This is a genomic window from Actinomycetota bacterium (genome assembly GCA_035765775.1).
Lineage (GTDB): Bacteria > Actinomycetota > CADDZG01 > JAHWKV01 > JAOPZY01 > DASTWV01.
This window is the reverse complement of sequence record DASTWV010000050.1, coordinates 26,901-51,944: the sequence shown is the minus strand read 5'-3', so window position 1 is coordinate 51,944 and position 25,044 is coordinate 26,901. Positions and strand designations below refer to the sequence as shown.

At 70.6% G+C, this 25,044-nt stretch carries 26 protein-coding genes and 2 tRNA genes; 12 read left to right on the top strand and 16 right to left on the bottom strand.

What is annotated here, in order from left to right; genetic code table 11:
- Window positions 1–109 precede the first annotated feature (109 nt).
- Window positions 110–439, top strand: a complete 330-nt coding sequence (locus VFW71_11190; GenBank protein ID HEU5003325.1) for a hypothetical protein — start codon at window positions 110–112, stop codon at window positions 437–439.
- Window positions 440–1,799: 1,360 nt separating this feature from the next.
- On the opposite strand, the gene VFW71_11185 is transcribed toward VFW71_11190, so the two are convergent.
- Window positions 1,800–2,180 carry a pyridoxamine 5'-phosphate oxidase family protein gene (locus VFW71_11185; GenBank protein ID HEU5003324.1) on the bottom strand — a complete coding sequence of 127 codons (381 nt, stop codon included), beginning with the start codon at window positions 2,178–2,180 and terminating at the stop codon, window positions 1,800–1,802.
- Between the two features lie 104 nt (window positions 2,181–2,284).
- On the opposite strand from VFW71_11185, the gene VFW71_11180 reads away from it, so the two are divergent.
- Window positions 2,285–3,163, top strand: a complete 879-nt coding sequence (locus VFW71_11180) for an NAD(P)H-binding protein (GenBank protein HEU5003323.1) — start codon at window positions 2,285–2,287, stop codon at window positions 3,161–3,163.
- Between the two features lie 96 nt (window positions 3,164–3,259).
- On the opposite strand, the gene VFW71_11175 is transcribed toward VFW71_11180, so the two are convergent.
- Window positions 3,260–3,769, bottom strand: a complete 510-nt coding sequence (locus VFW71_11175) for a hypothetical protein (protein HEU5003322.1) — start codon at window positions 3,767–3,769, stop codon at window positions 3,260–3,262.
- A gap of 255 nt (window positions 3,770–4,024) precedes the next feature.
- Window positions 4,025–4,100, bottom strand: a tRNA-Arg gene (locus VFW71_11170).
- 115 nt (window positions 4,101–4,215) lie between these two features.
- Here VFW71_11170 and VFW71_11165 point away from each other — a divergent pair.
- From VFW71_11165 to lysA, 3 genes are read left to right on the top strand one after another with little or no spacing between them, the layout of a single operon-like run.
- Window positions 4,216–4,617, top strand: coding sequence for a response regulator (locus VFW71_11165; GenBank protein ID HEU5003321.1), 402 nt, complete (start codon window positions 4,216–4,218; stop codon window positions 4,615–4,617).
- Window positions 4,614–6,260 (top strand): arginine--tRNA ligase, encoded by a 1,647-nt coding sequence (gene argS / locus VFW71_11160; protein ID HEU5003320.1) that lies wholly within the window; start codon window positions 4,614–4,616, stop codon window positions 6,258–6,260. The genes VFW71_11165 and argS overlap by 4 nt, the downstream gene beginning before the upstream one ends.
- Window positions 6,261–6,279: 19 nt before the next feature.
- Window positions 6,280–7,593 carry a diaminopimelate decarboxylase gene (gene lysA, locus VFW71_11155; GenBank protein HEU5003319.1) on the top strand — a complete coding sequence of 438 codons (1,314 nt, stop codon included), beginning with the start codon at window positions 6,280–6,282 and terminating at the stop codon, window positions 7,591–7,593.
- A 6-nt stretch (window positions 7,594–7,599) separates the two neighbouring features.
- Here the strand turns inward: lysA and VFW71_11150 are convergent, their stop codons facing one another.
- Window positions 7,600–8,358, bottom strand: a complete 759-nt coding sequence (locus VFW71_11150) for a SigB/SigF/SigG family RNA polymerase sigma factor (GenBank protein ID HEU5003318.1) — start codon at window positions 8,356–8,358, stop codon at window positions 7,600–7,602.
- 9 nt (window positions 8,359–8,367) lie between these two features.
- Window positions 8,368–8,766, bottom strand: a complete 399-nt coding sequence (locus tag VFW71_11145; protein ID HEU5003317.1) for a hypothetical protein — start codon at window positions 8,764–8,766, stop codon at window positions 8,368–8,370.
- Between the two features lie 117 nt (window positions 8,767–8,883).
- Between VFW71_11145 and VFW71_11140 the strand changes: the two genes are divergently transcribed.
- Both VFW71_11140 and VFW71_11135 read left to right on the top strand, forming a co-directional pair.
- Complete coding sequence (locus tag VFW71_11140) at window positions 8,884–9,321, top strand: ATP-binding protein (GenBank protein ID HEU5003316.1); 438 nt, start codon at window positions 8,884–8,886, stop codon at window positions 9,319–9,321.
- Window positions 9,322–9,364: 43 nt separating this feature from the next.
- A complete protein-coding gene (locus tag VFW71_11135; protein HEU5003315.1) occupies window positions 9,365–10,534 on the top strand; it encodes an alpha/beta fold hydrolase in 1,170 nt (389 codons plus the stop codon).
- Between the two features lie 154 nt (window positions 10,535–10,688).
- Here VFW71_11135 and VFW71_11130 read toward each other — a convergent pair whose 3' ends face one another.
- The 4 genes from VFW71_11130 to VFW71_11115 form a co-directional block, all read right to left on the bottom strand.
- Window positions 10,689–13,133 (bottom strand): SMC family ATPase, encoded by a 2,445-nt coding sequence (locus VFW71_11130; GenBank protein HEU5003314.1) that lies wholly within the window; start codon window positions 13,131–13,133, stop codon window positions 10,689–10,691.
- On the bottom strand, window positions 13,120–14,289 hold the full coding sequence (locus VFW71_11125; protein HEU5003313.1) for an exonuclease SbcCD subunit D: 1,170 nt from the start codon (window positions 14,287–14,289) through the stop codon (window positions 13,120–13,122). The genes VFW71_11130 and VFW71_11125 overlap by 14 nt, the downstream gene beginning before the upstream one ends.
- A 190-nt stretch (window positions 14,290–14,479) precedes the next feature.
- Window positions 14,480–16,186, bottom strand: a complete 1,707-nt coding sequence (locus VFW71_11120) for an ATP-binding protein (protein HEU5003312.1) — start codon at window positions 16,184–16,186, stop codon at window positions 14,480–14,482.
- Window positions 16,183–17,130: a hypothetical protein gene (locus VFW71_11115; GenBank protein ID HEU5003311.1), complete on the bottom strand. Its 948-nt coding sequence runs from the start codon at window positions 17,128–17,130 to the stop codon at window positions 16,183–16,185. Before VFW71_11115 ends, VFW71_11120 begins: the two co-directional genes overlap by 4 nt.
- A 132-nt stretch (window positions 17,131–17,262) precedes the next feature.
- On the opposite strand from VFW71_11115, the gene VFW71_11110 reads away from it, so the two are divergent.
- Together VFW71_11110 and VFW71_11105 are read left to right on the top strand one after the other, a co-directional pair.
- Entirely contained in the window at window positions 17,263–18,081 is an 819-nt protein-coding gene (locus VFW71_11110) for a Ku protein (GenBank protein ID HEU5003310.1), read from the top strand.
- 166 nt (window positions 18,082–18,247) lie between these two features.
- A complete protein-coding gene (locus VFW71_11105) occupies window positions 18,248–18,541 on the top strand; it encodes a WhiB family transcriptional regulator (protein HEU5003309.1) in 294 nt (97 codons plus the stop codon).
- Between the two features lie 3 nt (window positions 18,542–18,544).
- Here VFW71_11105 and VFW71_11100 read toward each other — a convergent pair whose 3' ends face one another.
- Window positions 18,545–20,017 (bottom strand): sensor histidine kinase, encoded by a 1,473-nt coding sequence (locus VFW71_11100; GenBank protein ID HEU5003308.1) that lies wholly within the window; start codon window positions 20,015–20,017, stop codon window positions 18,545–18,547.
- Between the two features lie 72 nt (window positions 20,018–20,089).
- On the opposite strand from VFW71_11100, the gene VFW71_11095 reads away from it, so the two are divergent.
- Both VFW71_11095 and VFW71_11090 read left to right on the top strand, forming a co-directional pair.
- Window positions 20,090–20,464, top strand: coding sequence for a DUF2203 domain-containing protein (locus VFW71_11095; protein HEU5003307.1), 375 nt, complete (start codon window positions 20,090–20,092; stop codon window positions 20,462–20,464).
- Between the two features lie 66 nt (window positions 20,465–20,530).
- The gene (locus VFW71_11090; GenBank protein HEU5003306.1) at window positions 20,531–21,166 is read left to right on the top strand and encodes a DUF5317 domain-containing protein; all 636 of its coding nucleotides are present in this window, start codon (window positions 20,531–20,533) and stop codon (window positions 21,164–21,166) included.
- 30 nt (window positions 21,167–21,196) lie between these two features.
- On the opposite strand, the gene VFW71_11085 is transcribed toward VFW71_11090, so the two are convergent.
- The 3 genes from VFW71_11085 to VFW71_11075 all read right to left on the bottom strand — a co-directional run bounded on the left by VFW71_11085 (window position 21,197) and on the right by VFW71_11075 (window position 22,449).
- Complete coding sequence (locus VFW71_11085; protein ID HEU5003305.1) at window positions 21,197–21,388, bottom strand: helix-turn-helix domain-containing protein; 192 nt, start codon at window positions 21,386–21,388, stop codon at window positions 21,197–21,199.
- A gap of 210 nt (window positions 21,389–21,598) precedes the next feature.
- The gene (gene rsrA / locus VFW71_11080; protein HEU5003304.1) at window positions 21,599–21,850 is read right to left on the bottom strand and encodes a mycothiol system anti-sigma-R factor; all 252 of its coding nucleotides are present in this window, start codon (window positions 21,848–21,850) and stop codon (window positions 21,599–21,601) included.
- Window positions 21,847–22,449: a sigma-70 family RNA polymerase sigma factor gene (locus VFW71_11075; GenBank protein ID HEU5003303.1), complete on the bottom strand. Its 603-nt coding sequence runs from the start codon at window positions 22,447–22,449 to the stop codon at window positions 21,847–21,849. The genes rsrA and VFW71_11075 overlap by 4 nt, the downstream gene beginning before the upstream one ends.
- Window positions 22,450–22,766: 317 nt before the next feature.
- On the opposite strand from VFW71_11075, the gene VFW71_11070 reads away from it, so the two are divergent.
- Window positions 22,767–23,042 (top strand): hypothetical protein, encoded by a 276-nt coding sequence (locus VFW71_11070; GenBank protein HEU5003302.1) that lies wholly within the window; start codon window positions 22,767–22,769, stop codon window positions 23,040–23,042.
- Between the two features lie 62 nt (window positions 23,043–23,104).
- On the opposite strand, the gene VFW71_11065 is transcribed toward VFW71_11070, so the two are convergent.
- The 3 genes from VFW71_11065 to VFW71_11055 form a co-directional block, all read right to left on the bottom strand.
- Window positions 23,105–23,839: an ABC transporter permease subunit gene (locus tag VFW71_11065; protein HEU5003301.1), complete on the bottom strand. Its 735-nt coding sequence runs from the start codon at window positions 23,837–23,839 to the stop codon at window positions 23,105–23,107.
- Window positions 23,836–24,789, bottom strand: a complete 954-nt coding sequence (locus tag VFW71_11060) for an ABC transporter ATP-binding protein (GenBank protein ID HEU5003300.1) — start codon at window positions 24,787–24,789, stop codon at window positions 23,836–23,838. Before VFW71_11060 ends, VFW71_11065 begins: the two co-directional genes overlap by 4 nt.
- Window positions 24,790–24,959: 170 nt before the next feature.
- A tRNA-Met gene (locus tag VFW71_11055) sits at window positions 24,960–25,033 on the bottom strand.
- Between the last annotated feature and the right edge of the window lie 11 nt (window positions 25,034–25,044).

Below are 25,044 nucleotides of genomic sequence, written 5' to 3'. Positions count from 1 at the left end.
ACATCGAGATCAGCGAGGACGGCAAGTTGCCCGCAAGGTTGGCCGCCGCTTCGCCACGCCCTCGGCATCTTGGAAGCATTCAGCGTTCGCCTGCCCGGCGGGCCCGAACTTGGCATCGACGTTTGAGGCCATCCAGGGACCGGCCGATTCCGGGGATCTGCCTACTGACCTCGCTGGTCTATTCGTCGAGCTTGGAGAGGTGGCTCCGGATCACGCCACCGGCATCCTCATCACTATCGACGAACTCCACTACATCGGATTTGGCTCGCTGGAGGCCCTCGTGATGGGCATGCGTCGCGCGGCACAGTTCAATCTGCCCATCACCGTGGCTGGGGCTGGACTCCCGTCGCTGGCGATGCTGACCGGCCAAGCCAAATCCTATGCCGAGCGGATGTCACCCTCCCCGTTATCGGCTCTCTCACTGGGGAGGAACCCGTGAAAGCCCTAGCAGTGCCCGCGGAGCAGGAAGGGGTTTCACGGACAGATAAACTCTTAACCTAGTTGTCGCGCGATCTCCGCAGGGTATCCGTACTTCCTTTCAGGAGTTCGGCAAGCAGGCAGGGGACGCGGCCCGGGTGTCGGTGGGACATTATCGATGCTGATGACGTCCGACGTAGCATTCCAATCGCCACCTCGGAATTGGACCACGGCTTCTTCCGTGTACGGATCGGGCGGACGAAAAATCTGGAACGAAGCGCTACCTCCGAGCCATGGCTGCACTGGGACCCGGCCCGCTGCGGTCAAAGGATGCTGCTGGCCTCTTGGGCAGGACGCCTTCCGCTCTCTGGCCTGTACGGGATGGACTTCTGCGGAAATATCTCTGCTACTCGCCCAGGTGGGGAGAAATCAACTTCACGGTGCCCATGTTCGACGGCTTCATGAAGCGCTGGATGCCGCATTGGGCTTCGCCGGGCTGACCGTCAGCTGGTCAACCCCGCTAGCTGCTGCAGGACAGCGGCGCATTAGACTCCTCTTTCAGCTAGCGGGAGGCCGCCCTGAAGGCATCGCGGAGCATTGTCGCTTCTGGGTCGCCCTTGGACGGCGCTCTGAGTCGCCGAGGAAACCGACTCAAGACGCCATGTCTTTGCGAGGGGTGAACGAGTGCCACACTTGTAATAGCCTGCGACTCAAAGGTCAGCACGTCGATAGCGTGACCTGTATCGTCGAGCTGAGCCATCCCAACTGGTTTGCACCAGTATTCGTTGTTTCCAGCTCGGCCGAGAAGGAGGCGTGCAGGCTTTCCGAGAGCAACGATCAAACGAGGTTTCAGGATCGAAACCTGGACAGCCATGAATGAACGGCAGGCTAATTCGAAATCGCCGTCCACCTCCGACCCTGGAAGAGCACTCTTATTGCTTGCCCCTCTCGGCAGGAATCCCATAAAGGCGTTGGTAAAAAAGCTATCGTGTAGGCATATAGTGGCGGTCTCTTCAATCAGATTGAGCAAGTTCCTCCACGTTGGGCATCGGCACTCGAAGCGTCCGTCGAGCTTTAAGTGTACTTCCGTGTTGCCGTGGTTCCTGCACCTATCGATATAATCCACGGTCCCAAAGTTGTTGCCTACCCACATGACACCCCCCTCGGGACGAGGGGAGTCCGCGAGCGGGGCGTATGGGTCGGGCCTCCACAGCCCGTAGCCGCCCGGGAAAAAGCCCACTCCCCTGATCGGCGGCCATGAATCTGAGTCGGGCCTCTCGACGGCTCGGGGAGGCTGCGGGTACGGAATTCGCTGTTCCACGAGACGGTCATATAAGACTTCGACGGGGTGTCTGTTCAAGCAATCGGCCTGTCAGATAGAGCTACTCCAGCGGAACGCAGTCCCAGCCGCACGACGTCTCCGTCCCCGGTGGTGCTGGCACCCGGCGGTGGAGCACGGCCCGGAGCGAGGAGACGGTCAGGCCCGTCCCACCGATGTCGGCGGCGGCGATCCCGTCGACGATCAGGTTGTGGTCGCCCGAGCGGGACGGGGGCCAGAACAGGGTGACCCGGTTGCGGCCGGCCGCCTCGCAGCCCGGCCAGGTCCGGGGGGCGGGCTCCACGACCAGCGTGTCCGCCTGGTCGGACAAGGCGACACGGACCATGGACGTGTGCGGGATTCCCTCGGCGTCAACCGTGACGAGAACCGGGTCACCGAGCCCGTCGCCCTTCTCAGCCAACGTCCGCTGCAGGTGCACGGCCATGACAACTCAGCATACCTTGGGGCCCAACCCGGCCCCGGCCTGCGCTGCGTCGTCGATGGCATGATCCACGTCGTGGCCGTGTCAACGAAGACCTCGACCGCCGCATGACGCAGACGCCAGTGCCCCCGGTGCTCGTTACCGGGGCGACCGGCCGGGTGGGGCGCGCCGTCGTCGACCTCCTGCTGGAGGTGGGCGTGCCCGTACGCGCCCTCACCCATCGCTCCGAGGTGGCCGGGACGCTGCCCGGCGGCGTCGACGTCGTCACCGGCGACCTCACCGTGCCTGAATCGCTCGATGCAGGACTGCGGGGGGTCGGTACGGTCTTCCTGGTCTGGACCGCTCCGGCGGCCACTGCCCCGGCGGTTGTCGAGCGCCTCGCCACCCACGCCCGACGGGTCGTCTTCCTCTCAGCCCCCCACCAGACCCCGCACCCGTTCTTCCAGCAGCCGAATCCCATGGCCGCGCTCTACGCCGATATCGAGCGGAACATCGCCGCCTCCGGGCTCGAGTGGACAATCATCCGGCCGGGGATCTTCGCATCCAATGCCCTGTTTTGGTGGGCGCCGGTGATCCGCGCCGGCGGTGCGGTCCGGTGGCCCTACGGCGCCGCCGAGACGGCCCCCGTCGACGACCGCGACGTGGCTGCGGTCGCAGCCCGGACGCTGTACGAAGACGGGCACAACGGGGGCGACTACGTCCTCACCGGCCCCGAGTCACTGAGCCAGGCCGAGCAGGTGAGGATCATCGGGGACGTCGTCGGCCGCCGGATCGAATTTCACGACCTGTCGCCGGACGAGTTCCGCTCCGAGGCGGAGGGAATCTGGCCCCGCCCGGCCCTGGACATGCTGCTCGCCGCCTGGGGCGCAACGATGGGAGTGCCCGCCTTCATCTCCTCGACGGTGTTCGACATCCTCGGATCGGCGCCCCGATCGTTTCGCCAGTGGGTCACCGATCACGCCACAGCGTTTGCGGGCGGCGCCTAACTCCAGCCCGGGCGGCCCATGGGCCGGGAGAAATGGAGCCACCCCGGCCGGCCTCAAAGGGCCTGCCGGGGCGGCAGAGGGTCGAGCGGGGCGGCGTCAGTGCTGGGTACGAGGCCGGTTCAGCTCGGCACGACGTTCCGCCTCCGTGGCGCCCGGCATCCAGGCACCCGAGCTGCGGGGAGCGGCCTGGGCCCGAGCGGGCTGCGACGCCGCCAGCGACCCATCCGGCTCCGCCTGGCGCCGGGCGCTGCCCGGCTGGGTCTGCGACACGAGAACCACTGCGATCACGGCGACACCGACGACGACGTGGGGCAACCAGGCGTTCACCCCGTGGTTGGTGAACCCGAACACCACCGGCGAGATCGCCAGGAACATGGCGGCAACGAAGTCGACCACCAGGTGGTAGGTCATCGGCAGCTTCCGGATCACGCCCCACTCGTAGTTGGTGAAGATGCTGTAGACGATGAGGCCGGCGCCCAGGATGCGGGGGACCCACACGGCCGGGCCGCCCACCGAGGAGAATTGAAACAGGTTGGGGGCGAGGATCAGGGCGATGCCGACGATGTAATCGAGCGCCCCGTGAATCTTGGTGGGCAGGAATTTCATGGCGTTTCCTTTCCTCAGATGCCTTCGGTACCGAGGCTCCATGCAGGGATCCACTCAGGGACCGTCTGGTTGCTAGCGGCCAGACCTCCGAGCGCCCCCTGCTGCTCGGTCTCACGCACCATTCGGGACCGAAGCTCGGCCCGGATTGGCGGTGGGCATAGCGCGGGGCGACCCAGCGGGGCCGGGGTCGGGCGCCGCCGGACCCCGGCGGGAAACGGAGGCGAGCCCGCCGGGCATAAGCGCAAGTGGACTGATTGGTGCCCCCGGCAGGATTCGAACCTGCGGCCTTTCGCTCCGGAGGCGAACGCTCTATCCCCTGAGCTACGAGGGCAACTGGGCCATTCTAGTGTGCCGCCCGGCCCCGACTGCGCCCCCCTTCCGCCCGGGCCGGCTCTCCCCTGCCACATATGATGTTTGGACCCGACCACGTCACCGAGTGCCACGCTATGTCCAAGACCATCCTCATCGCCGACGACGACCCGACGATCATCAAGCTCCTCCAGGTCAACCTGGAGATGGAGGGCTATGACGTCGTGACCGCGTGCGACGGCCAGGATGCGCTCGACAAGGCCGAGGAGCGCCACCCGGACCTCATCATCCTGGACATCATGATGCCCCGCCTCGACGGCTGGGCCGCCCGGGAGCAGCTCGCCAGCACACCCGGGCTGGCCGAGACACCGGTCATCTTCCTCTCCGCCCGGGCGCAGCAGGCCGACCTCCGCCGGGGCTACGAGGCCGGCGTCGCCGAGTACGTCACCAAGCCCTTCGACCCCACCACCCTGCTCGACGTCATCAGCCAGATCCTCGACGGGACGTACCAACGGCCTCCGCAGGGGCGGGGCCGTTGATCCAGGACAGGCTCCGGGAGCTCCTCGCCGACGCCCTTGCCGGGCTGCGCCGCGACGGCCTGCTCCCCGCCGACGCCGAAGCACCGCTCGAGCTGTCCCGCCCGGCCCGCGCGGAGCACGGCGACTTCTCCACCAACGTCGCCCTCGCCCTGGCCGGCAAGGCCAGGACCTCGCCCCGGGTGCTGGCCGGCCGCCTGCTCGAGGCCCTCCCGGAGGCGGACTGGGTGGACCGGGTCGAGATCGCCGGGCCCGGCTTCATCAACTTCTTCCTCACCCACACCTGGCTCCAGGACACCATCCGGGCGGTCGCTACCGAGCGGGAGGACTTCGGCCGCCAGGCCCTCGGGGAGGGCGTCAGGGTGCAGGTCGAGTTCGTCTCCGCCAACCCCACCGGGCCGCTGCACGTCGGCAGCGGGCGCAACGCCGCCTACGGCGACGCCCTCGCCGCGCTCCTGGAGGCAGCCGGATTCCGCGTCGAGCGGGAGTACTACGTCAACGACGCCGGGCGCCAGATGGACCTGTTCGTCGCCTCGCTCGATGCCCGGTACCGCCAGGCCCTCGGCCAGGACACCGGATTTCCCGAGGAGGGCTATCACGGGGCCTACATGGTCGAGCTGGGCCGGCAGCTGGCCGAGGGCGAGGGCGACCGCCTCGTCGGCCGGACCGACGATCTCCGGGCCTGGGGCCTCGCCCGCATGCTGGAGCGGATCGCTGCCACGCTGGACCGCTTCGGCGTGCGGTTCGACAGCTGGTTCTCCGAGCAGTCGCTCTTCGACTCCGGCCGCATCGCCGCCGCCCTCGAGGCCCTCGAGCAGGCGGGCCACACCTTCACCCAGGACGGGGCGGTGTGGTTCCGCTCCAGCGAGTTCGGCGACCAGCGGGACCGGGTCCTGGTGCGCTCCGACGGGCGCACGACCTACCTCACCTCCGACGTCGCCTACCTCATGAACAAGGCCGAGCGGGGCTTCGACCACGCGATCTACGTCTGGGGCGCCGACCACCACGGGGCGGTGCCCAGCCTGATGGCCGCCGGGGCGGCGCTGGGGCTGCCGATCGCCGTCGAGGTGCTGCTCTACCAGCTGGTCAACCTGACCCGGGGGGGCGAGCCAGTGCGCATGTCGAAGCGGACCGGCGACATCGTCACCCTCGACGAGCTGATCGAGGAGGTGGGGGCAGACGCAGCCCGGTTCACCTTCCTGCTGCGCTCGCTGGACTCCACCCTGGACTTCGACCTCGACTTGGTGAAGGCCGCCTCCCAGGAGAACCCGGTCTACTACGCGCAGTATGCCTACGCCCGCATCTGCTCCATCCTCCGCCTGCGCGAGGAGCAGGGCATCGAGTTGATGCCGGTGAGCACCGCGCCGCTCGAGCGCCTGACCCACGACAGCGAGAAGGACCTCGCCCGCCTGCTGGGCGAGTACCCCGAGACCATCGCCGTGCTGGCCAACCTGCGCGCCCCGTACCGGCTCACCACCTTCGCCCACGAGGTGGCCGCAGCCTTCCACGCCTTCTACCGGGACTGCCGGGTGATCGGCGAGGACGCCGAGCTCACCCAGGCCCGGCTGTGGCTGGCCGAGGCCACCCGCCAGGTGCTGGCCAACATCCTCGGGCTGCTCGGGGTCTCGGCCCCCGAACGGATGTAGCGGACCGGAGCCGAGGCCGATGCCCCACACGCTGAAGGACGTCCTGCCGGTGACCGCCCGGGTGAACGAGGCCGGCCACCTGGAGATCGGCGGCTGCGACGCCCCGGAGCTGGCCGCCCGCTTCGGCACCCCGCTGTACGTCTTCGACGACGAGACCTTCGCCACCCGCGCCCGCGCCCTGCGCGCCGCCTTCCCGGACGCCACGCTCTACTTCGCCGCCAAGTCGTTCCCGTCGCTCGCCGTGCTGCAACTGGCCGGGCGGGAGGGCCTGGGCGCCGACGTCGCCTCGGCGGGCGAGCTGCATGCCGCCCTCGCGGCCGGGCTCGATCCTGCGCACCTGATCCTGCACGGCAACAACAAGTCGGGGGCCGAGATCGTGCGGGCGGTGGAAGCCGGCATCGGCCGCATCGCCCTGGACAACCTGGACGATGTCGAGCGGGTCGCCGCCGCGGCCGCCGCCGCCGGGCGCCGGCAGCCGGTCCTGCTCCGCGTGACCCCGGGCGTCGAGGCCCATACCCACACCTACATCCAGACCGGCCAGGAGGACTCGAAGTTCGGGCTCTCGATCGAAGCCGGCCTGGCGATGGCGGCGGTCGAGGCGGCGGTGGGCCAGCCTGCCCTCGACCTGGTGGGCATCCACGCCCACATCGGCTCGAACATCTTCTCCTACGACCCCTTCGGCAAGACGGTCGAGATCCTGTTCGCCTTCCTGGCCGCCGCCGAGGCCCGGTGCGGGGTGCGGCTGAGCGAAGTGAACCTGGGCGGGGGCCTCGGGATCCCCTACGTGGCAGGCGACTACCCGCTGCGCCTCGACCTCCTCGCCGCCCTGGTGGCCGAGACCGCCGAGCGGGAAGCCGCCCGCCACCGCATCCCGGTCCCCCACCTGTGCTTCGAGCCCGGCCGGTTCCTCACCGGCAACGCCTGCGTGACCCTGTACCGGGTGGGGGTCGTGAAGGAGATCCCGGGCATCCGGACCTACGTGTCGGTGGACGGCGGCATGAGCGACAACATCCGCCCCGCCCTGTACCAGGCCCGCTACGCCGCCGTCGTCGCCAACAAGGCCCGCCACGAGCCGACCCGCCTGGTGACGGTCGCCGGCATGCACTGCGAGTCGGGCGACATCCTCGTCCCCGACGTGCCGCTGCCGGCGTCGGTGGGCCGGGGCGACGTGCTCGCCATCCCGGCGACCGGGGCCTACGGCTATTCGATGGCCTCCAACTACAACAAGGCCCCCCGGCCGGCGGTGGTCCTGGTGCGCAACGGGGAGGCCCACGAGATCGTCCGCCGGGAGACCCTGGACGACCTCCTGCGCCTGGAGTCGCCGCTCCCCTAGAGGGCCTCAGCCGTCGAAGCTGCCCACGGCCTCCCGGAGCGTTGACAGGGTCTTGGCCAGCAGGCGGGAGACGTGCATCTGCGAGATGCCGAGCTTGTCGGCGATCGCGCTCTGGGTCTCGTTGGCCACGAAGCGCAGGTACAGGATCTCGCGCTCCCGGCCGGGGAGCTGCTTCAGCAGCGGGGCGACGCTGGCCCAGGACTCGAAGAGCTCGATGGCCTCGTCCTCGGCCCCCAGCCGGGCGACCGCCTGGGTGGTGTCGTCCGCCCCGGCGGGGGCGTCGAGCGAGCGCAGCGAGTAGACCTGGGCGGCGTTCATCGCCTCCAGGACCTCTTCCTCCTGGTACCCGAGGGCCTCGCCGATCTCGCTCAGCTTGGGCGACCGGCCGAGCTCCTGCGCCAGGGCGGGCAGGGCTTCGGCCACCTGCAGCCCGACCTCCTGGAGGTGGCGTGGGACGCGGATGGCCCAGCCCTTGTCGCGGAAATAGCGCTTCAGCTCGCCCACGATGGTGGGCGTGGCGTAGGTGGAGAACTCGACGCCGCGTTCGGGGTCGAAGCGGTCGATGGCCTTCAGGAGGCCCAGGCTGGCTACCTGGACCAGGTCGTCGAGGGGCTCGCCCCGGCCGCGGAAGCGGCGGGCGAGGTATTCCACGAGCGGCAGGTGCAACTCGACGAGCTGTTCCCGGGCCTTGGGATCCGAGTGCAGCCGCTCGAACAGTTCCCGGGTTCGCTCACGATCGATGTCGCGCTGCGCCTCATCAACCATGCCGGCCCTTCATGGCCGGTCACCGGTGCCCACCATCCGCATCCGGATGGCAGGGCACCCGTCCTCCATTGCGAATTCCACGCCTGGGACCAGGCTCGACAGGATCACCCACGCCAGGGACTCCCGCTCGGCGGGCGGCCATCCGCTGGAGGGTGCGTCGCGTGCGAAGAACAACTCGACCCCGCCGTCGGCGGCGCCGTCCCCCCCGGCGGGGCGCATCACGAGGCGGATGCGCTGGGCCGGATCCCGCAGGCCGAGCAGGTAGCCCGCGGCCTCATTGGCTGCGAGGCACACGTCCTCGATGCCCTCGTAGGAGAACCCCTGGCGGGCGGCAACGCCCGACACCACCGCCCGGATGACATGGAGAAACGCCGGCCGCGCCGGTACGCTCAGCGATACATCGCTCATCGTCCCCACCTTGACTACGTCCACGTACTGGCTGTTTGCCCTTCCCCGCCATGCGGCAAACCCCGTCGGCTCGGAGGAAACCGTTTGTTGTCAAGGATGCAGGGTACACTCCGCCCGATGATGGGCGCGCTGGACCTCTTGGAATTGAGCATCCCTCCGGAACCCGAATACGTCGGGGCAGCGCGGCTGTTCCTCACCGCCGCGGGCCGGCACTACGGGCTCAGCGAAGAGGTACTGGCCGACGTCAAGGTCGCGGTCTCCGAGGTGTGCTCGGGCGCGGTGGAGGACGGCGCCGCCGGCCCGATCTGGATCTCGCTGCAGCCGGCCACCGAGGCGCTCCAGGTAGAGGTGGGCCAGGGTGTGGACCACCTGAACATCAACCCGGATGGCCAGAACCCCGCGGGCGGGGAGCCCATCTCCCCGGCGAACTGGGAGCACGAGCTGCGTGAGGCCCTCCTCCAGGCCCTCTTCCCCAACGCCGAGTACAACGCCGCGGCGCACACCCTCCGCCTCACGGTGCCCTGGGAGGACCCGGAGCAGAGCAACTCCGACTGAGACGGGCTGAGGGCCGGTTTCCGCCCGCCCGTATGCTGGTCCGGTGGGTAGAACCGCATCCCTGTTCCTCGCCGGATCCCTGGCCGCCCTGGCCGCGACGCCCGCCGGGCGCGGAACCGCCAAAGGTGCGCTCGTGCTGTGCGAGATCCTCCCGTCCCCCGTGCATCCCCTGTCGGCGGTCTCGCCCGCCCCCCGGGTCACCCGCATCTCGCTCCCCCACGGCGAGGCCGACCTGTACGAGGGCCGGCCCGGCGCCCCGGGCGTCGTGGTGGTCCACGGGGCCAACGTCGGGGGCATCACCGACCCCCGGATCGCTGGCCTGGCCGGAGCCTTCTGCCGGGTGGGGCGCACGGTCATGGCCCCGGCGCTCGTCCTGGCCGAGCGGCGCCTCGACATGGCCGACCTCGCCCGCATCCGGGACGCCATCGACGCCCTGGCCGACCAGACCGGCCCGGTGGTGGTGGTGACTTTCAGCTACGGGAGCGCCCTGGCGCTCTGTGCGCTGGCCGAGCGCCCGTCGATCCAGGGCCGGGTCCGGGCCTTGGCCACCATCGGGACCTATTTCGACCTGGTCCACGTGATCGAGGGGGTGACCACGGGGTCGGTGGTGGTGGACGGGGTGCTGCACCCGTGGGCGCCACCCGCCTCGGCACTCGGCCAGGTCACCCCGCTGCTGGCGGGCTTCCTGGGCGGGGAGGAAGCCAGCGCCATCCAGAAGGCATTGGCAACCGACGATCCTGCGGGCCTGAGTGCCGGGGCGGCAGCCGTGTACCACGTGATCACCAACCGCAACCCGCGGCGGGTGGTGGGCCTGGTGGCCGACCTGCCCGAGCCGATCCGCGGCACCCTGGAGCGTCTCTCCCCCGCCGCCCACATCGACGGCGTCCGGGTGCCGGTCTTCGCCCTGCACAGCCGGCTCGACCCGGCGGCCCCGGCGATCGAGTCGGTCGAATTGGTGCGGGCCATCCGGCGGCGGGGCCGGGCGCGCCTCACCCTGGTGGGGGCCTTCAACCACGTGACCCCCGCAGGAGGACATCTGAGCCGGCTCCGGGACGCCCCGGGCCTGGTGCGCTTCGCCGGCACGCTCCTGCGCGCCCAGGAGGCTTGGGTGCCGGGGACGGCGAGGCGGCCGCCCGGCCAGCGCCGGCCGGCGCACCCGGCGCGGGTGGCGGCCCCGGTGGGCGGGCCGGGAGGGCCGCCGCCGCAGCAATAGTCAGCGAACCGGGCGACAAAACCCCTGGATTCCACGGATTCCACGGATTCCACGGCTTTTGTTGCCCAGAACCCGGCCCGCTGCCGAACCGCCCCACCGGCGACGTTTCTAAAGAGGGAAGGTCATGCGCAGGCGGCCTCCGCCGGCCGGGCCGTCAGATCGTCGCTGCGTGGTACGCGATCGGGCCCTCGGACTGCACCACGACCGTCGACCCGTCCTCCGCCTTGTCCAGCACGATGAGGTCGTCGAGGCGGGCCTGCACGCCGCCCACATGGGAGATCACCCCCACCAGGCGGCCCGGCTCGGCCAGGCTCTCGATCCCGTCCAGGGCCAGGTCCAAGCTGGCGATGTCCAGCGATCCGAAGCCCTCGTCGAGGAAGAAGCACTCCAGGCGGCTGCCCCCCTGCGACACGGCGTCGGCCAGGGCGAGGGCCAGGGCCAGCGACGCCAGGAAGGTCTCCCCGCCCGACAGGGTGTCGGCCGTGCGGGGCTCGTCGTTCTGGGCACTGTCCAGCAGCTGGAACTGGCCCTCGTCGTCGAAGCGGTAGCGGTTGGTGAGCTGGAAGAGCTTCTCGGAGCCCACCCGGGCCAGGGCCTGGCGGTGCGTGTCCAGCAGGTAGGCGATGAACTTGGTGTCGCTCAGGTCGGACCACAGCTGCTGGTAGATCGCCCGGCGCTCCTGGGCGGCCGCCACTTTCGCCTGCAGCATGTCCCGCTTCTCGATGTCAGCCCGCAGCGAGTCGATCCGGTGGGCCAGGGCGCCCTGCTGGCGGGCTGCCTCCTGCAGGGCCTCGTCCAGGCGCTGCCCGGGGGCCAGCCCGAGCCGGGTACGGAGACCGGCGAGTGCCGCCCGGCTGGCCTCCTCTTCCCGCACCACGTCGGTCCGGCGCGTGCTTTGCGCACCCAGGGCTTCGGCGCCGGCGTCCCGGGCCCGCTTGGCGACGCCCAGCAGCACCGATGCCTCGTCCTCCGGGCTCGGTGGCTCCAGCCCGAGCCGGGCAGCGACCCCGATCAACGATGCGGCGGCCGAGCGGCGCCGGAGCAGGACGCCATCCAGGGCTCGGCGGGCGCTGTCCGCTTCGCGCCGGGCCCGGTCGGCGGCCTGGAAGGCAGCGGACGCGGCCTCCCGGGCGGCCGCCACCACCTGCTCCCGCCGGGCGATCTCGGCGCCCGGGTCGATCCCGCCGCCCAGGAAAGCAGCAAGGTCGGCCACCAGCCCCGCCACCTCCCGCTCGGCGGCGGCCAGCTCTGCCTCGGCGGCGGCCCGGCGTTCCTCGGCGACCCCGGCCCCCGACTGGGCATCGCTGGCGGCCTCGGCGGCCCCTCGCAGGGCGGCCGCCGCCTTGCGGTCGGCGCTCTCGGCAGCGGCCAGGGTGGGCGGGGCCGCGACGGCGGGCAGGGTGCCCACCGCCTGGGCGCATACCGGGCACGGGTCTCCCGGGTGCAGGCCCTCCCGCAGCACATGGGCCGCGTGGGCCTGGTGGGCCGCCCGGACCGCGGCCGACGCCTGGGCCGCCGCCTGCTCGGCCGCCGCACGGGCAGCCACCCGGGACGCCAGCTCCCGCTGGGCCGCCTCGGCGGCAGCGGCGCGCTGGGCGACGGCCGCCCGCCGGGCGGCGTCGCCGGAACGGAGCTGCTGGTGGCGTGCCCAGCGGTTCCTAGCCTGTTGCAGCCCGGGGCCGGCGAGCTCAGCCTCCAGGCCGACCAGTTCGGAGGTGAGCCGGGCGGTCTCGGCCTGGGCATGCTCTTCCCAGTCGGCGGCGGCGGTGACCCGGGCCGCGCCCCGCTCTTCCTCCTCGGCCAGGGCCTCCAGGGCACCGTCGGCCGGGACACTCGCCAAGGCCTGCTCGATGCGCCATACCTCGGCGGCGACTTCCTGCAGCTGCCTCGCCACACCGGCGGCCAGGGCCTCGGCGGCGGCGAACTCGTCGGCGGCGGCTGAGAGCGCGGTGCAGCGGGCATCGACCGCCTCCCGCTGCGCCGCCAACGTGGCGATGGAGCCCTCCAGGTCGGGCGCCAGCCCGTCCAGCTCCGACTGGGCCGCCTTCAGGTCGACCGCGATGTCGCCGATCCGGGCCTTCGCCGCCTCCCGCATGGCATCGACGCGCTCGTAGCGGAAGATGCCCTTCAGGATCCGGGAGCGCTCCGCCGGGGTGGCGGTCAGGAACTTGTCGAACTTGCCCTGGGGCAGGGTGACCGACGAGCAGAAGGCTTCGTAGTCCAAGCCCACGATCTCGACGATGCGGTCGTTGACATCCCGCTCCTTCTCCCGCTCCAGCGACCCGTCGTCCATCCGGCGCAAAGTCACCTGCGACGAACCCGCCCGGCGCAGCACCCGCAGGACGTCCCAACCGACCCCGTCCACCTCGAAGCGCAGCCGTACCCGGGCCAGGTCGGCGCCCGAATGGATGAGCTGCTTGGTCTCCCGCCCGATCCGGGGGGTGCGCCCGTACAGGGCATAGATGAGGGCGTCCAGGATCGAGGACTTGCCCGCCCCGGTGGGGCCGACGATGCCGAACAGGCCCCGGCCCTCGAAGTCGAAGCTGGCCTCGGACCGGTACGAGCGGAAGCCGTCCAGGGTGAGCTCAAGAGGTCGCACGCAGCACCTCCTCCTCCAGCTCCCGGACCGCGGCCAGCAGGGCGGGCGGCGCCGGCACCCCGTAGCCCCGGGGCTTGTCCAGGGCGTGGAACTCGGCGTAGGCCGAGGCGAGGGAGCGGTCCTGGAGAGCCGTGCCATCGCCCGCCCCGGGCTCCTGGCGCTCCCAGTGCCCCGACACCTGCACCGCATCGGGGAGGAACCGGCGGACCTCCTCGGCCAGGCCGAACACCGGGCCGGCGGTCTGCACCCGCACGTCGAGGTAGGCACCGGCGAGTTCGTCCACCCGGGCGCGCAACTCCTCCATCGTGCCCTCGACCCGGAGCAGGCGGCGCCCGGCCACCAACTGGATGCACTCCACCTTGGCCGGGCGCCCGGGGGCGGCCTCGACCACCACCACCTGTTTCTGGTGGGTGCGCTCGGAGAAATCGAGCTGCAGGACGCTGCCCGAGTACCGGGCCCGCACCGCCGCCCCGTTGATCTCCTGCGGCTTATGGATGTGGCCGAGGGCGGCGTACTGGATGGTCGCCGGGATCGCCTGCTGGGTGGCGGCGTACTGCGGGCCGACCTGGATCTTGCGCTCGCCGCCGCCCAGCTCGGCGCCGGCGACGAAGAAGTGGCCGGTCAGGATGCGCACGGCGTCCGCCGGCAGGGCGGCGCACAGCGCCCCGCACAGCGCCTGGATCCGGGCGTCGTAGCCCTTGAACCATTCCTCGGACTGGGCGAGGAAGTCGACCACCTCGGCCTCGTGCAGGAACGGGAGGGCGGCCACCGCCGCGGTCTCCCGCCCGTCCCGGGAGGGCACGGTCACCACCCCCCCGGCACCCGGCGGGCGGATGCGGGGCACCAGGTGCACCCCCATCGAGGCCAGCAGCGGGGCGAGGAGCTCGAAGAGGGCGGGGGAGTCGTGATTGCCAGTGATGGCCACGACGTGGCCGGCGCTGTCGGCCAGGCGGCGCAGCGTGTCGAGCACCAGGGCGATGGCATCGAAGGTGGCGAGGGCCCGGTCCAGCAGGTCCCCGGCGACGATCACCAGGTCCACCTTCTGGTCCTTGGCCACTGCCACCACCTCGTCGAAGGCGGCGGCGAACTCGGCGCTGCGGTCGATGCGCCCCAGCCGCTTGCCGGCGTGCCAGTCGGCGGTGTGCAGGATCCTCATCGGACACCACCCGGCAGTGAAGCCAGGCCCCGATGGACGGGGGGGTCGTCGACGGTGGCCAGACCGGGGATGAGTCCGTTTCGGCACAAGTTCTGGGGACTTTTTGCCGTCTTTTTGGCGGAAAAATGACCCCAGAACTCCTTGCCCGTGGCCCTGCGCCCCCAACTGTGGAACGGGGCCCGAATGCCCCTCATCGCAAGCCCCGGAACGGGTCTTCCTGCCCAACCGCCGGGGCGGCCTCCTCCTTGCGGGTAGCCCACGGCGGGAAGGGGAAGGTGAACACCAGGGGAGCCGGGATCCCGGGCTGGAAGAGCACCATTGTCCCGGGCTTGAACAGGCGGGCCCGGGCCTTGGTGGAGGGCAGCATCCAGCCGTACTCGCTGCGCTCCGCCTCGGCGGCGTCCAGGCGCCCGGCGACCCGGATCGAGGCGTTCTCCACCACCTCGGGCGCCACCCGGGAGGCGGTCTGCTGCGCCCCCACCAGGATGATCCCCAGCGACCGGCCCCGCTGGGCGATGTCCACCAGGGTGTCCTTGATGGGCGACTGCCCATCCCGGGGGGCATACTTGTTCAGCTCGTCGAGCACGATGACCTGCAGCGGCTCGCGCTGGCCGGTGGCCTCCTTGTCGGCGAAGACCTCGTCCAGGATGGCGCCGACGACGAAGCGTTGGGCGAACTCGTGCAGCTTGTGGAGGTCGACGACGCACACCGCCTCCGCCAGGCGGTCCACCCGCTGGCCGCCGGGGCGGATCAGGCGCCCGAGGCGGGCTTCGGCCGCCCGCAGGCGGCGCATGAACGCCGACGCCGTGCCGCCCGCCACCCGCCCGGTCCAGGCGATCTCGGGCTCGGTGCCGTCGGGCGGCTCCAGGTGGTCCTCGATCACCTCGACCAGGTCGTGCATCGACGCCACCGCCCGGCCCTCGATCACCACGACGCCCGGGTGGCGGGGGTCGGGCTCGGCGTGGCGGATCAGCTGCGAGCGGACCCGTTCCTCGACGTAGGTGAGCTGCGCCCGGAAGTCGCCGGTCTCGGCGAAGAGGAAGCGCAGGAGGCCCCGCTGGACGAATTCGTAGGGCGTCCACGAGAAGGCCCGGACGCCGTCGATGCGGGACTCGGTGTCCGGGATCAGCTCCGGCCCGCTGCGCACCGGCGCCCACAGCGACACCGACGGGAACGGCTCGGCAGGGACACCCAGCGCCGCCCACTGCTCCGCCGCCTCGGGCCGGAGCCGCTGGTTGGCCCGGTCCAGCCACAGCAGGTCCTCGCCCTTGACGTTGAACACCAGCGCCCGCAGGTTGGCGGCAGCCGGTCCCATCACGGCGGGGTGGGCGGTGAGCAGGCGGAGGAAGGCCAGCGCGAACGAGGTCTTGGTGGCCACGCCCGACACCCCGGAGATCGACACGTGGGCGCCCTTGGTGCCATCGAAGAAGTCGACGTCGACCCACAGGGGCAGGCCGTCCTTGGCGAAGCCCACCGGCAGGCGGCGTCCCATCTCGTCGGCGTAGAGCGCCTCGTCCCGGGACGGCCCTGCCACCCGACCCGCCGGCTGGCCCGGGTTGGGCGCCACCCAAACCTCGGGCACCACCCGGATGGTCTGCACGGTGGCCGAGCGGGTCCGGTCGGCGTCCATCGTGCCCTCCTCGGCGATGCGCAGGGTGTCGGACTCGAACCGGCCGCCTTCATAGCGGGCGGCGACCTCGGTGACCACCCCGTAGGTGCGCACCTCGCCCACCTTGGGCACCGGCGTCGAGACCACGACGAGGTCGTCGAGCTGCAGGTAGTTGTCGTCGTCGATGAGCACCCGGAACTCGGTGGTGGTGGCCGGTTCCAGGCCGAGGACGTAGCCCACCCGCTCGGGCTGCTGGTCGCCCAGCGGCGGGGCCACCAGGTCGCTCACGACCCACCCCCGGCGGCGGCCGCCCGGATCCGGCGCAGCACGATCTCCCGGTCGCCCAGCAGGTGCCACAGCCGGCGCTCCAGCGTGGCGATAGGCACCAGGTTCTGCGGCGACCGGCTGTCCCAGTAGCCGGGCGAGGCGAAGCGGGGCAGGTGGGCGGCGGTCAGGTCGGCCAGCGCCACCACCCTCGACAGGGGCAGCGAGGCACTCACTTCGCAGCGCACGATGCCCGCCCATGGGTGCCCGCCCGGGCTGGAGGCCAGCCGCAGGTACCACGAGAAGTGGTGCGACCTGCGCAGCCCGAACAGCGGCGTGCGCTGGCCCGCCCCGAGGCGCCCGACGAGCGGCGCCAGGTCCGGCCCCAGGTACCGGCCGTCCTGGCTCTTGATGTAGCCGACGATGTTCTCGGGCTCCACCCGGCGCAGCCGGCCGTCGGCGATCACCACCCAGCCGTCGTGGGCCAGGCTGGCGGCCATGGCCACCTCGGTCTCCTCCCGCAGGCGCTCGAGCGCCATCCGGATCCCCTCGGGCGTGGCGCTCCGGGCGGGGCGGTCGACGTAGTCCAGCCTCCCGATGGCCAGCGGCACCGAGGGCTCCACCCCGGGGCCGAAGACTCGGGCCCGCTGGATGCGGGGCGGGGCGAAGTGGGCGGTGCCGTCGGTAAGCATCGCCCCGACGCCCACCGAGCCGCACAGGCCGACGGCGGGATCCCCGCCGGTGTCCAGGAACACCCGGGCATCCACCCGGCTCACCCCGTCGAGGAAGGCCACCGCGGGGCAGGGGACCGGCGCCGGGTCGACCGGCTCCCAGGGCACCTCGCCCAGTGCCTCGCCCTGGGGCTCCTCGGCCCCCGACGCCCCGTCGTCGTCCCGCAGCCCGTAGGAGGTGCCGTACTCCGGGCTCCACGCCTCGACCCACATCCGTTCCACCCGTGAACCAACCATGGCCGCGATGCTACTGAGGGGGTATGACAATCCAGCGGCAAACAATCGAAGCTCGGGAAATTTTCTTGTGCGAACTCCGCCCGGGGTCGGTGGGCGCTCCGCCGCCGGCGCTGTCTATCATGGGAGCCAGCCATGCCAGCCATGCGGTCCATTTGGAACGGGGCCATCACCTTCGGCCTCATCAGCATCCCTGTGCGCCTCTTCACCGCGGTCGAGGAGAGGAGCCTCAAGTTCCACCAGCTCCACGCCTCCGATTCCGGCCGGATCCGCTACAAGCGGGTGTGCTCGATCGACGACGAGGAAGTTCCCTTCGACGAGATCGTCAAGGGCTACGAGTACGAGAAGGACCGCTACGTCATCTTCACCGAGGAGGAGCTGGAGCGGCTGCCGAGCGACAGCGTCCGGGCGGTCGATGTCGTGGCGTTCGTGCCCCTGGAAGAGATCGATCCGATCTACTTCCAGCGCTCTTACTACCTGGCCCCCGAGCCCACGGGCATCAAGGCCTACCGGCTGCTCGCCCAGGCTCTGACCGATTCGGGGCGGGTGGGGATCGCCAAGATCACCCTGCGGGAGAAGGAGCACCTGGCCACCCTGCGCCTGCGGGACGGGGTGTTCGTGATGGAGACCATGTACTGGCCCGACGAGATCCGGGACGCCGATTTCGACCAGCTCTCCAAGCAGGTGGACATCCGCCCGCAGGAGCTGGCGATGGCCAAGACCCTCATCGACAACCTCACCGACCACTTCGACCCCGGCCAGTTCGTCGACAGCTACCGGCAGCGCCTCGAGGAGGCCGCCGAGGCGAAGATTGCCGGCCAGGAAGTGGCAGTTGCCCCGACTGCCTCAGAGCCGACGCAGATCCTGGACCTCATGGAGGCCCTCCGAGCCAGCGTAGAGGCCACCAAGGCCAAGAAGGACGCTCAGCCCGAGGCGGCCCAAGCCACCGGGTAACGTACCTGTACCGGTGCCCGGGCCCCGTTAGGGCGAGATACGTCCTTAGAGAATCAAAATCTTCGCACAAAAACAAAATTAGGGCTTGTTTTTGGCGAGACATGTCCCGTATCCTCACGCTCCTGTCGAGCAGCAAGGGTCGGCGATAGCTTCAAGGGACTGCGCAATGAAGGAAGTGACGTTCTACCTGGACCCCGCCGCCTCCGCGGCGTGCGACTGGCGCCATGACGCCGCCTGCCGCGAGATTGACGATCCAGATATCTTTTTCCCGATCGGCACCACCGGACCAGCCCTCGAACAGATCGACGCCGCCAAACGCATCTGCCAGAACTGCTGCGTACGGTCCAAGTGCCTCGAGTGGGCGCTCGCCACAGGCCAGGACATCGGTGTCTGGGGCGGCCTCTCCGAGGACGAACGCCGCGAGATCCAGCAGTCCCGGCGCCACCCGCAGTTCGCCTGAGCGTCAGGCTTCCCGCCCCACCCGGTTCACCGCCGTCGCCGGCACCTCCACCACCACCGACACCCCCCCGTTCGCGCCCCCCGACTGGATGCCGATCGTCCCGTGCAGCTCGCTCTCGATGAGCGCCCGCACGATCTGCAGGCCCAGCCCCGGCCCCATGAGGTTGAAGCCCTCGGGCAGCCCCTGACCGTCGTCCTCCACCGCCAGGCGCACCGTGCCGTCCTCCTCCCGGCTCATGCGGGCTACCACGCTGCCGCCCCACGGGCCGAAGGCGTGCTCGACGGCGTTCTGCAGCAGCTCCACCAGCACCACCGCCAGCGGGGTGGCCACCTCGGCGGGCAGCTCGCCGGGGTCGCCCTCGAACTGGAGGTGGACCCGGCGGTCGGGGATCGTGAGGCCGTCGTTGACCATGCGGATGATCGCCCGGCCCACCTCGCCGAACTCCACAGCCTCCCGGGGGTCCCGGGAGAGGGTCTCGTGCACCAGGGCGATGGAGGCGATCCGGCGCACCGCCTCCTCAAGGGCGCTGCGGGCCTCGGGCGAGCCCAGCCGGCGGGCCTGCAGGCGCAGGAGGCTGGCGATGGTCTGCAGGTTGTTCTTCACCCGGTGGTGGATCTCCTGGATCACCGCCTCCTGGCGGGCGAGCATGCGCTCCCGGTGGCGGAGCTCGGTGACGTCGCGCACCAGGAGCATGCCGCCCACCACCGCCCGCATCGGCCCCCGGAGGAAGGGCACCGCCCGCTGCAGCACCACCGTCGCCCCGACCTCGACCTCGGCGTCCAGCGGAGTGCCCATGTGCAGCGCCGCCCAGGCCAGCGACGGCTCGACGCCGATGTCCGCCAGCCGCTCCCCCACCACGTTGGACACCACGCCCAGGCGGCGGTAGGCCGAGATCGCGTTCGGGCTGGCGTAGAGCACCCGGCCCTCGGAGTCCAGGCGCAGGAATCCGTCGCCCACCCGGGGGGCGAGCTCGGGGTCGAGGGTCTCGCCCTCGAAGGGGAAGTTGCCCTCCTGCACCATGCGGGTGAGGGCCAGGGCGCACGACAGGTAGGTCTGCTCGAGCTGGCCCGGGCGCCGGTGGCCGAGCGGGATGCCCTCCATCGACATCACCGCCACGATCCGCCCGTCGAAGGGCACCGGGACTGCCTCCATGCGCACCTGCAGGCCGTCGAGGAGGACGGGCTCGTCCCGGCGCCAGCTGCGCCCCTCGGCGAAGGCCCGGTCGATGATCGGCAGCTCCTCGGGGCGGATCGTGCGGGCGATGGCGTCCTCCGGGTGCAGGGTCTGGGCGGTCACCGGCCGGATCTGGCCGACGCATACGAAGCCGGGGGCCGCCTCCATGCGGCACCACAGCAGCAGGTCGGCAAAGGAGAGGTCGGCGATGAGCTGCCAGGCCCCCAGGAAACGGTGGAGGTGGGCGACCTCGGGCGGGGTGAGGTCGCCCTGGTCCCAGGCGCGGTCGGCCGGCGTGGTCATGGCGGCCATCCTATGTGGCTCCTCGGCGGCCGAGCGGAGCCCGGCGCCCCGAGAAAATGATGTGATAGGCGGGTGGACGACGGGGCGCCGGTCTACACCCGGCAGAGCGCCAACGACCTCCTGCCCGAGGTCAAGGTCCGCCTGCACCGCCTCCAAGGGGCGTCGGCCACCATCGCCGGGCACCGCATCACCACGGTGGCCGCCTCGGGGCGCAACGGCGGCGGGGCGGGGGCGAGGGACTGGCTGGCCGCCTCGAAGATCGCTGCCGAGGAGCTGACCTGGTTCGGCGAGGCGGGGATCGTGCTGCGGGACATCGCCCAGGGCCTGCTCGACTTCCCCGGCCAGCGTGACGGGCGGGAGATCTACCTGTGCTGGCGCCAGGGCGAGGCGGCGGTCGACTTCTGGCACGACCCGGGCTCGGGCTTCGCCGGCCGGCAGCCGCTGTAGGTCGTTCCGGCGGTTCCGGGGTGCCGGCTCCGCACCCGGAGGATACCCAACGGTATCCTGCCCGCCGTGCTGCTGGCCCTCGCCCTGCTCGTGCTCGGCATCCTCGCGGGGCTGGCCCGGGGAGGGCACCTCGAGAACGTCTCCGCGGCCCAGTTCCGCCTGCCGGGGCTGGTCTTCGCCGGCCTCGGGCTGCAGATCGGCGCCCAGGCCCTCGCCTCGTCGGTCCCCGCGCTCTACCGGGGGTGGGCGGGCACGGCCGTGCTCATGGTGTCCTACGGGTTGATCATCGCCTTCGTGGTGGCGAACCTGCGCTACCCGGGCACCGCGTTCATCGGTGCCGGCCTGGCGCTCAACATCGTGGTCATTCTGGCCAACGGGGCGATGCCGGTCTCATTGGCCGCCGTGCACCACCTCGGCCTGAAGGCGCTCCCCGGCCTCCAGACCGGCGTGAAGCATCACGCCATGACCCGCTCCACCCGGCTCAGCTTCCTGGGCGACATCATCCCGATCCCCTACCTAGGGATCGTGAGCGTGGGCGACGTCACCCTCGGGACCGGAGTCTTCCTGCTGGTGCAGCGGCTGGTGGGCTACCAGCCCAGGCGCCTGTCGGGGAATCCCCCTCCGGGGCGCCATGGGGTCGAGCACGCGGCGCATGCGGCCCCCTCGGGCGAAGCCCTGGATCCGCCGTCGGGGAGTCGCTGAGGGAAGTGCCTGGTTGCGGCTTCGCCGGGTCTAGTCGTGGCCCACGAGGCCCTGCGCCAGGTCCCGGATCGCCTGCGCCGGGTAGCGCCGGTGGCCGCCGAGGGTCCGCATGTAGGGAAGCTTGTGGTCGTTCGCCCAGCGCGACACCGTCTTGGTGGACACGTGCAGCGCCCGGGCCACATCCGCCGTGCGGAGGTACTCCCCGTTCCGAGATACCTTCACCTGTTCCATCGTCCGGCTCCTTTCTAGGGCGACCGTTGTGTGGGGCACGGCGTCCCGGCGTGGAGCACCGAGACCCGTTCGCCTCAATACGTCGGCCACTCCAGCCCTGAGGAGAATGGACAAACGGGGTCAAAACAGATAGTCAAAAATGACTAGGTACTGCGGGAGGGGCTACGACGTCCGGCGGAGCCGGAGTCTTCGGTCAGACCACTACTCCGGATAGATGACGGTGGCTTCCTCGTAGATCACCGTTCTGATGCGGGCGACGAGACCCGGCGGAGCCGGTTCGCAGCCACAGCGCTCCCGGATGAGGTGCTTGAAGAGGCGTTCGGTCTCGTGGCGGCCGTAGCACACCGCGCAGCGCTCAAGATGCATCTGCAGCTCGGCACATATTTCGGGGGACAACTCACCATCGAGGATGAGGGAGATGCGCTCCAGTACCTCGCCGCAGTCCATGCTCATCGCTTCGCTGATCCTCCTGCATCGACAAGGCCCGTCTCCACCGCCTTGTCCCACAACGCTTTTTGCAGCGCTTTCCTTCCCCGGTGGAGCCGGGACATGACCGTGCCGATCGGCACGCCCATCATGTCGGCGATCTCGCGGTAGGAGAAGCCCTCGACGTCGGCCAGCAGGACGGGGATCCGGAAGTTCTCGGACAGGTTGGAGAGGGCGCCCTTGACGTCGTCGTCCACCAGGCGGTCGATGACGATCGACTCGGCCGAGCGCCCGACCTGCCCGTCGGCGTCCACCAGGTTGCGGTAGAGGTCGAACTCCTCGGTGTCGTCGGTGGAGATGGTGACCGGCTCCCGCCGGCGGGCCCGGTAGCTCGAGATGAACAGGTTGGTCATGATCTTGAACAGCCACGCCTTGAGGTTGGTCCCGGGCTCGAAGCGGTCCCAGGCCCGGAACGCCCGGAGGAAGGTCTCCTGGACCAGGTCCTCGGCGTCGGCGGCGTTGCGGGTCATCCGCAGCGCGGTGCCGTAGAGGGCGTCGGCGAAGGCGAGGGCCTCGTCCTCGAAGCGGTGCACGGCGGGCTGGGTGGACGACTGGGAGGTGACCACGGGAGTCCTCTTACTGGCTGCTGGCTGGGCTCTGGCGGGCTTCGGCGGCTGCGGGAGACCCCGACATGGTACCCGCGTGGGGTAGTAATCATCGGCCGGGCCCCAGCGGGGCGACAGCGTGGGGGCGGCCGTCTCCTTGTTGGGGCGGCCGCTTCCTAGTTGGTGGAGTGGAACAGCTGTGGGATGTACCACTCCACCAACTATGTCCCGGGGCACCTCGAGGCTCGGGCCAACCGGTGGCGACGGGACGCCCGGCGGGTTGCCATTGCGTCGCCTAAGGTGAGGGAGATCTGCTGGGGGACGTCGAATGGAGAGCCGTGGCTGAGATCGCCATTGCGCCACTGGGGGGCCGCCTGTTCGAGGTTCGGGTGCGCCAGGGCGGCACGGAGACCCAGCACCAGGTGACGGTGCCGGAGCGTCTACCCAACGGCCCCGACCTCGGGGCCGACGACCTGGAGCGCATCGTGGGCGAATCGTTCCGCTTCCTGCTCGAGCGGGAGCGAGCCTCCTCGATCCTCACCCGTTTCTCGCTCAGCGACATCACCCGCTACTTCCCCGAGTACCCCGCCGAGATCGCCCGCCGGCTCGCCTGAAGCGACAGCAACCAGCACTCCTGCCGACGGGCGTTGCCCTGTACTTTCCTACGCTGCTGGGATCAACGCCGGCCGGCGATCAGGCGCTCCCGGTTGAACATCCCCGCCACCGCCCGCCAGCCCAGCACGTCGACCGCCAGCAGGGCCGCCGCCAGCCCCAGGGCGAGGGCCGGGCTCGGCGTGATCACGTTCAGCCCCATGAGCGCCACGATGGCGAGCGGCGGGAGGCTGGCGAAGACTCCGAGCTGCTGGGCTGCCCGGACGTCGCTCATCCGGGTGGAGATGGCGATACCCACCCAGATCGACCAGGCCGCCAGCAGCGGGGTGAACACCAGCTGCACCAGGACGTGGGAGCGCTGGAACACCGCCGACGACACGGCCGGGTGGGCGACGATGGCGGCGCCGATGTAGAAGATGGCCAGCATCGCATAGGCGATGATCAGCGTGGGGATAAGGGCCGCCAGCGCCTTGCCCACCAGGAACTCCTCGCTCCGCAGCGGCGTGGTGAGGATCGGCTCCAAGGTCCCCTGCTCCCGCTCCCCCACCACCGTGTAGGCCGCCAGGGCGGAGGGCACGATCGCCGGGATCAGGAGCAGGTAGAGCAGCGACAGGCCGATGCGCCGGTCGAGCACGGTGGTGGCGGCCACCTCCGGGATGGTGAAGAGCTGGACCATCGGCAAGATGATGAAGAGCAGCGGGAGCACCGCCATCGTGAAGACGAGGACGAAGCGATTGCGCCGGTAGTCGCGCAGCTCCTTGCGGACGATGGCGCCGACGCGCCCCCACGAGAAGCTCATCGCCGGACCGCCTCGACGTCCTCATCGACCAGCTCGAGGTAGACGTCCTCCAGTGAGTGGCGGGACTCACCGATCGCCACGATGTCAACCCCGGCCCCGACCAGCGCCCGGGCCACCCCGGGGGCAGCGGCCTCCGGGTCGGCCACCGTGAGGACGTACGTGCCCGGATCTCGCTCCGACCAGCCTTCGACCCCGTTCAGGCCGGAGAAGAGTGCGCCGGGGTCGCCCATGCGCCCGTGGACACGGACCTCGAGCGTGCGCTGGAAGAGCTGCTCCCGCAGCTCGTCCGGGCGGCCGATCATGCGCAGCGTGGTGTTCAGGATCGCCACCCGGTCGCACAGCCGCTCGGCCTCGCCCAGGCGGTGGGTGGTGAGAAAGATGGTCACACCCCGCTCCCGGAGCGAGGCAACGAGCTCGTGCACCTCCCGGGCAGCCACCGGGTCGAGCCCCGAGGTCGGCTCGTCGAGGAAGAGCACCACCGGGTCGTTCAGCAGCGCCCGGGCCAGGCCGACCCGCTGGCGCAGGCCCTTGGAGAGCGACCCGCACGGGTCGTCCGCCCGGGCGCTGAGGTTGACCGCCTTCAGGGCCTGTTCGATGCGCGCCTTGGGGTCGCTCAGCCCGAACAGCCCGGCGAAACATTCGAGGTTCTCGGCGACGGTCAGGCGCTGGTAGAGGCCCGGCGCCTCGGGCATGATCGAGATCTTCTGGCGGATCTGCGGCCCGGCCTGGGCGCTGAGCGGGATCCCGGCGACCACCGCCTTCCCCGAGGTGGGCGTGAGCAGCGTGCCCAGCGTGCGGACGGTGGTGGTCTTGCCTGCTCCGTTGGGGCCGAGGAAGCCGAACACCTCCCCGTGGGCCACCTCGAAGGAGACGTCGCTGAAGGCGACCCGCTCGCCGAAGGCCTTGGTGAGGTGCTCGACGACGAGCGCCGGTGAAGCCTGGTCAGCCATGGGGCAGTTTCCTCTGGACCCGGCGCCCACCGCCGGGGAAGTGATATCGCGGTACGACGGAGCGGGTCAACTGGCCGGGCATCGGGAGGGATCGAGGGACGGCGGCTCGCTGTCGCCCCGGACAAACAGAAAGCCCCGGCCAAAGTACGTCTGGCCAGGGCCGATGCTCGTTGCGAGGGCAGGATTTGAACCTGCGACCTTCGGGTTATGAGCCCGACGAGCTACCAGACTGCTCCACCTCGCCCCGCTAGCCTA

What these genes read in the sequence shown, in the direction of transcription:
- VFW71_11180 (HEU5003323.1), top strand. Translation starts at nt 2,285, where the DNA reads ATGACGCAGACGCCAGTGCCCCCGGTGCTCGTTACCGGGGCGACCGGC.
- VFW71_11105 (HEU5003309.1), top strand. Translation starts at nt 18,248, where the DNA reads ATGAAGGAAGTGACGTTCTACCTGGACCCCGCCGCCTCCGCGGCGTGC.
- VFW71_11165 (HEU5003321.1), top strand. Translation starts at nt 4,216, where the DNA reads ATGTCCAAGACCATCCTCATCGCCGACGACGACCCGACGATCATCAAG.
- VFW71_11065 (HEU5003301.1), bottom strand. Translation starts at nt 23,839, where the DNA reads ATGAGCTTCTCGTGGGGGCGCGTCGGCGCCATCGTCCGCAAGGAGCTG.
- VFW71_11185 (HEU5003324.1), bottom strand. Translation starts at nt 2,180, where the DNA reads ATGGCCGTGCACCTGCAGCGGACGTTGGCTGAGAAGGGCGACGGGCTC.
- VFW71_11175 (HEU5003322.1), bottom strand. Translation starts at nt 3,769, where the DNA reads ATGAAATTCCTGCCCACCAAGATTCACGGGGCGCTCGATTACATCGTC.
- VFW71_11140 (HEU5003316.1), top strand. Translation starts at nt 8,884, where the DNA reads ATGATGGGCGCGCTGGACCTCTTGGAATTGAGCATCCCTCCGGAACCC.
- VFW71_11060 (HEU5003300.1), bottom strand. Translation starts at nt 24,789, where the DNA reads ATGGCTGACCAGGCTTCACCGGCGCTCGTCGTCGAGCACCTCACCAAG.
- VFW71_11145 (HEU5003317.1), bottom strand. Translation starts at nt 8,766, where the DNA reads ATGAGCGATGTATCGCTGAGCGTACCGGCGCGGCCGGCGTTTCTCCAT.
- VFW71_11150 (HEU5003318.1), bottom strand. Translation starts at nt 8,358, where the DNA reads ATGGTTGATGAGGCGCAGCGCGACATCGATCGTGAGCGAACCCGGGAA.
- VFW71_11115 (HEU5003311.1), bottom strand. Translation starts at nt 17,130, where the DNA reads ATGGTTGGTTCACGGGTGGAACGGATGTGGGTCGAGGCGTGGAGCCCG.
- VFW71_11100 (HEU5003308.1), bottom strand. Translation starts at nt 20,017, where the DNA reads ATGACCACGCCGGCCGACCGCGCCTGGGACCAGGGCGACCTCACCCCG.
- VFW71_11125 (HEU5003313.1), bottom strand. Translation starts at nt 14,289, where the DNA reads ATGAGGATCCTGCACACCGCCGACTGGCACGCCGGCAAGCGGCTGGGG.
- VFW71_11110 (HEU5003310.1), top strand. Translation starts at nt 17,263, where the DNA reads ATGCCAGCCATGCGGTCCATTTGGAACGGGGCCATCACCTTCGGCCTC.
- lysA (HEU5003319.1), top strand. Translation starts at nt 6,280, where the DNA reads ATGCCCCACACGCTGAAGGACGTCCTGCCGGTGACCGCCCGGGTGAAC.
- rsrA (HEU5003304.1), bottom strand. Translation starts at nt 21,850, where the DNA reads ATGAGCATGGACTGCGGCGAGGTACTGGAGCGCATCTCCCTCATCCTC.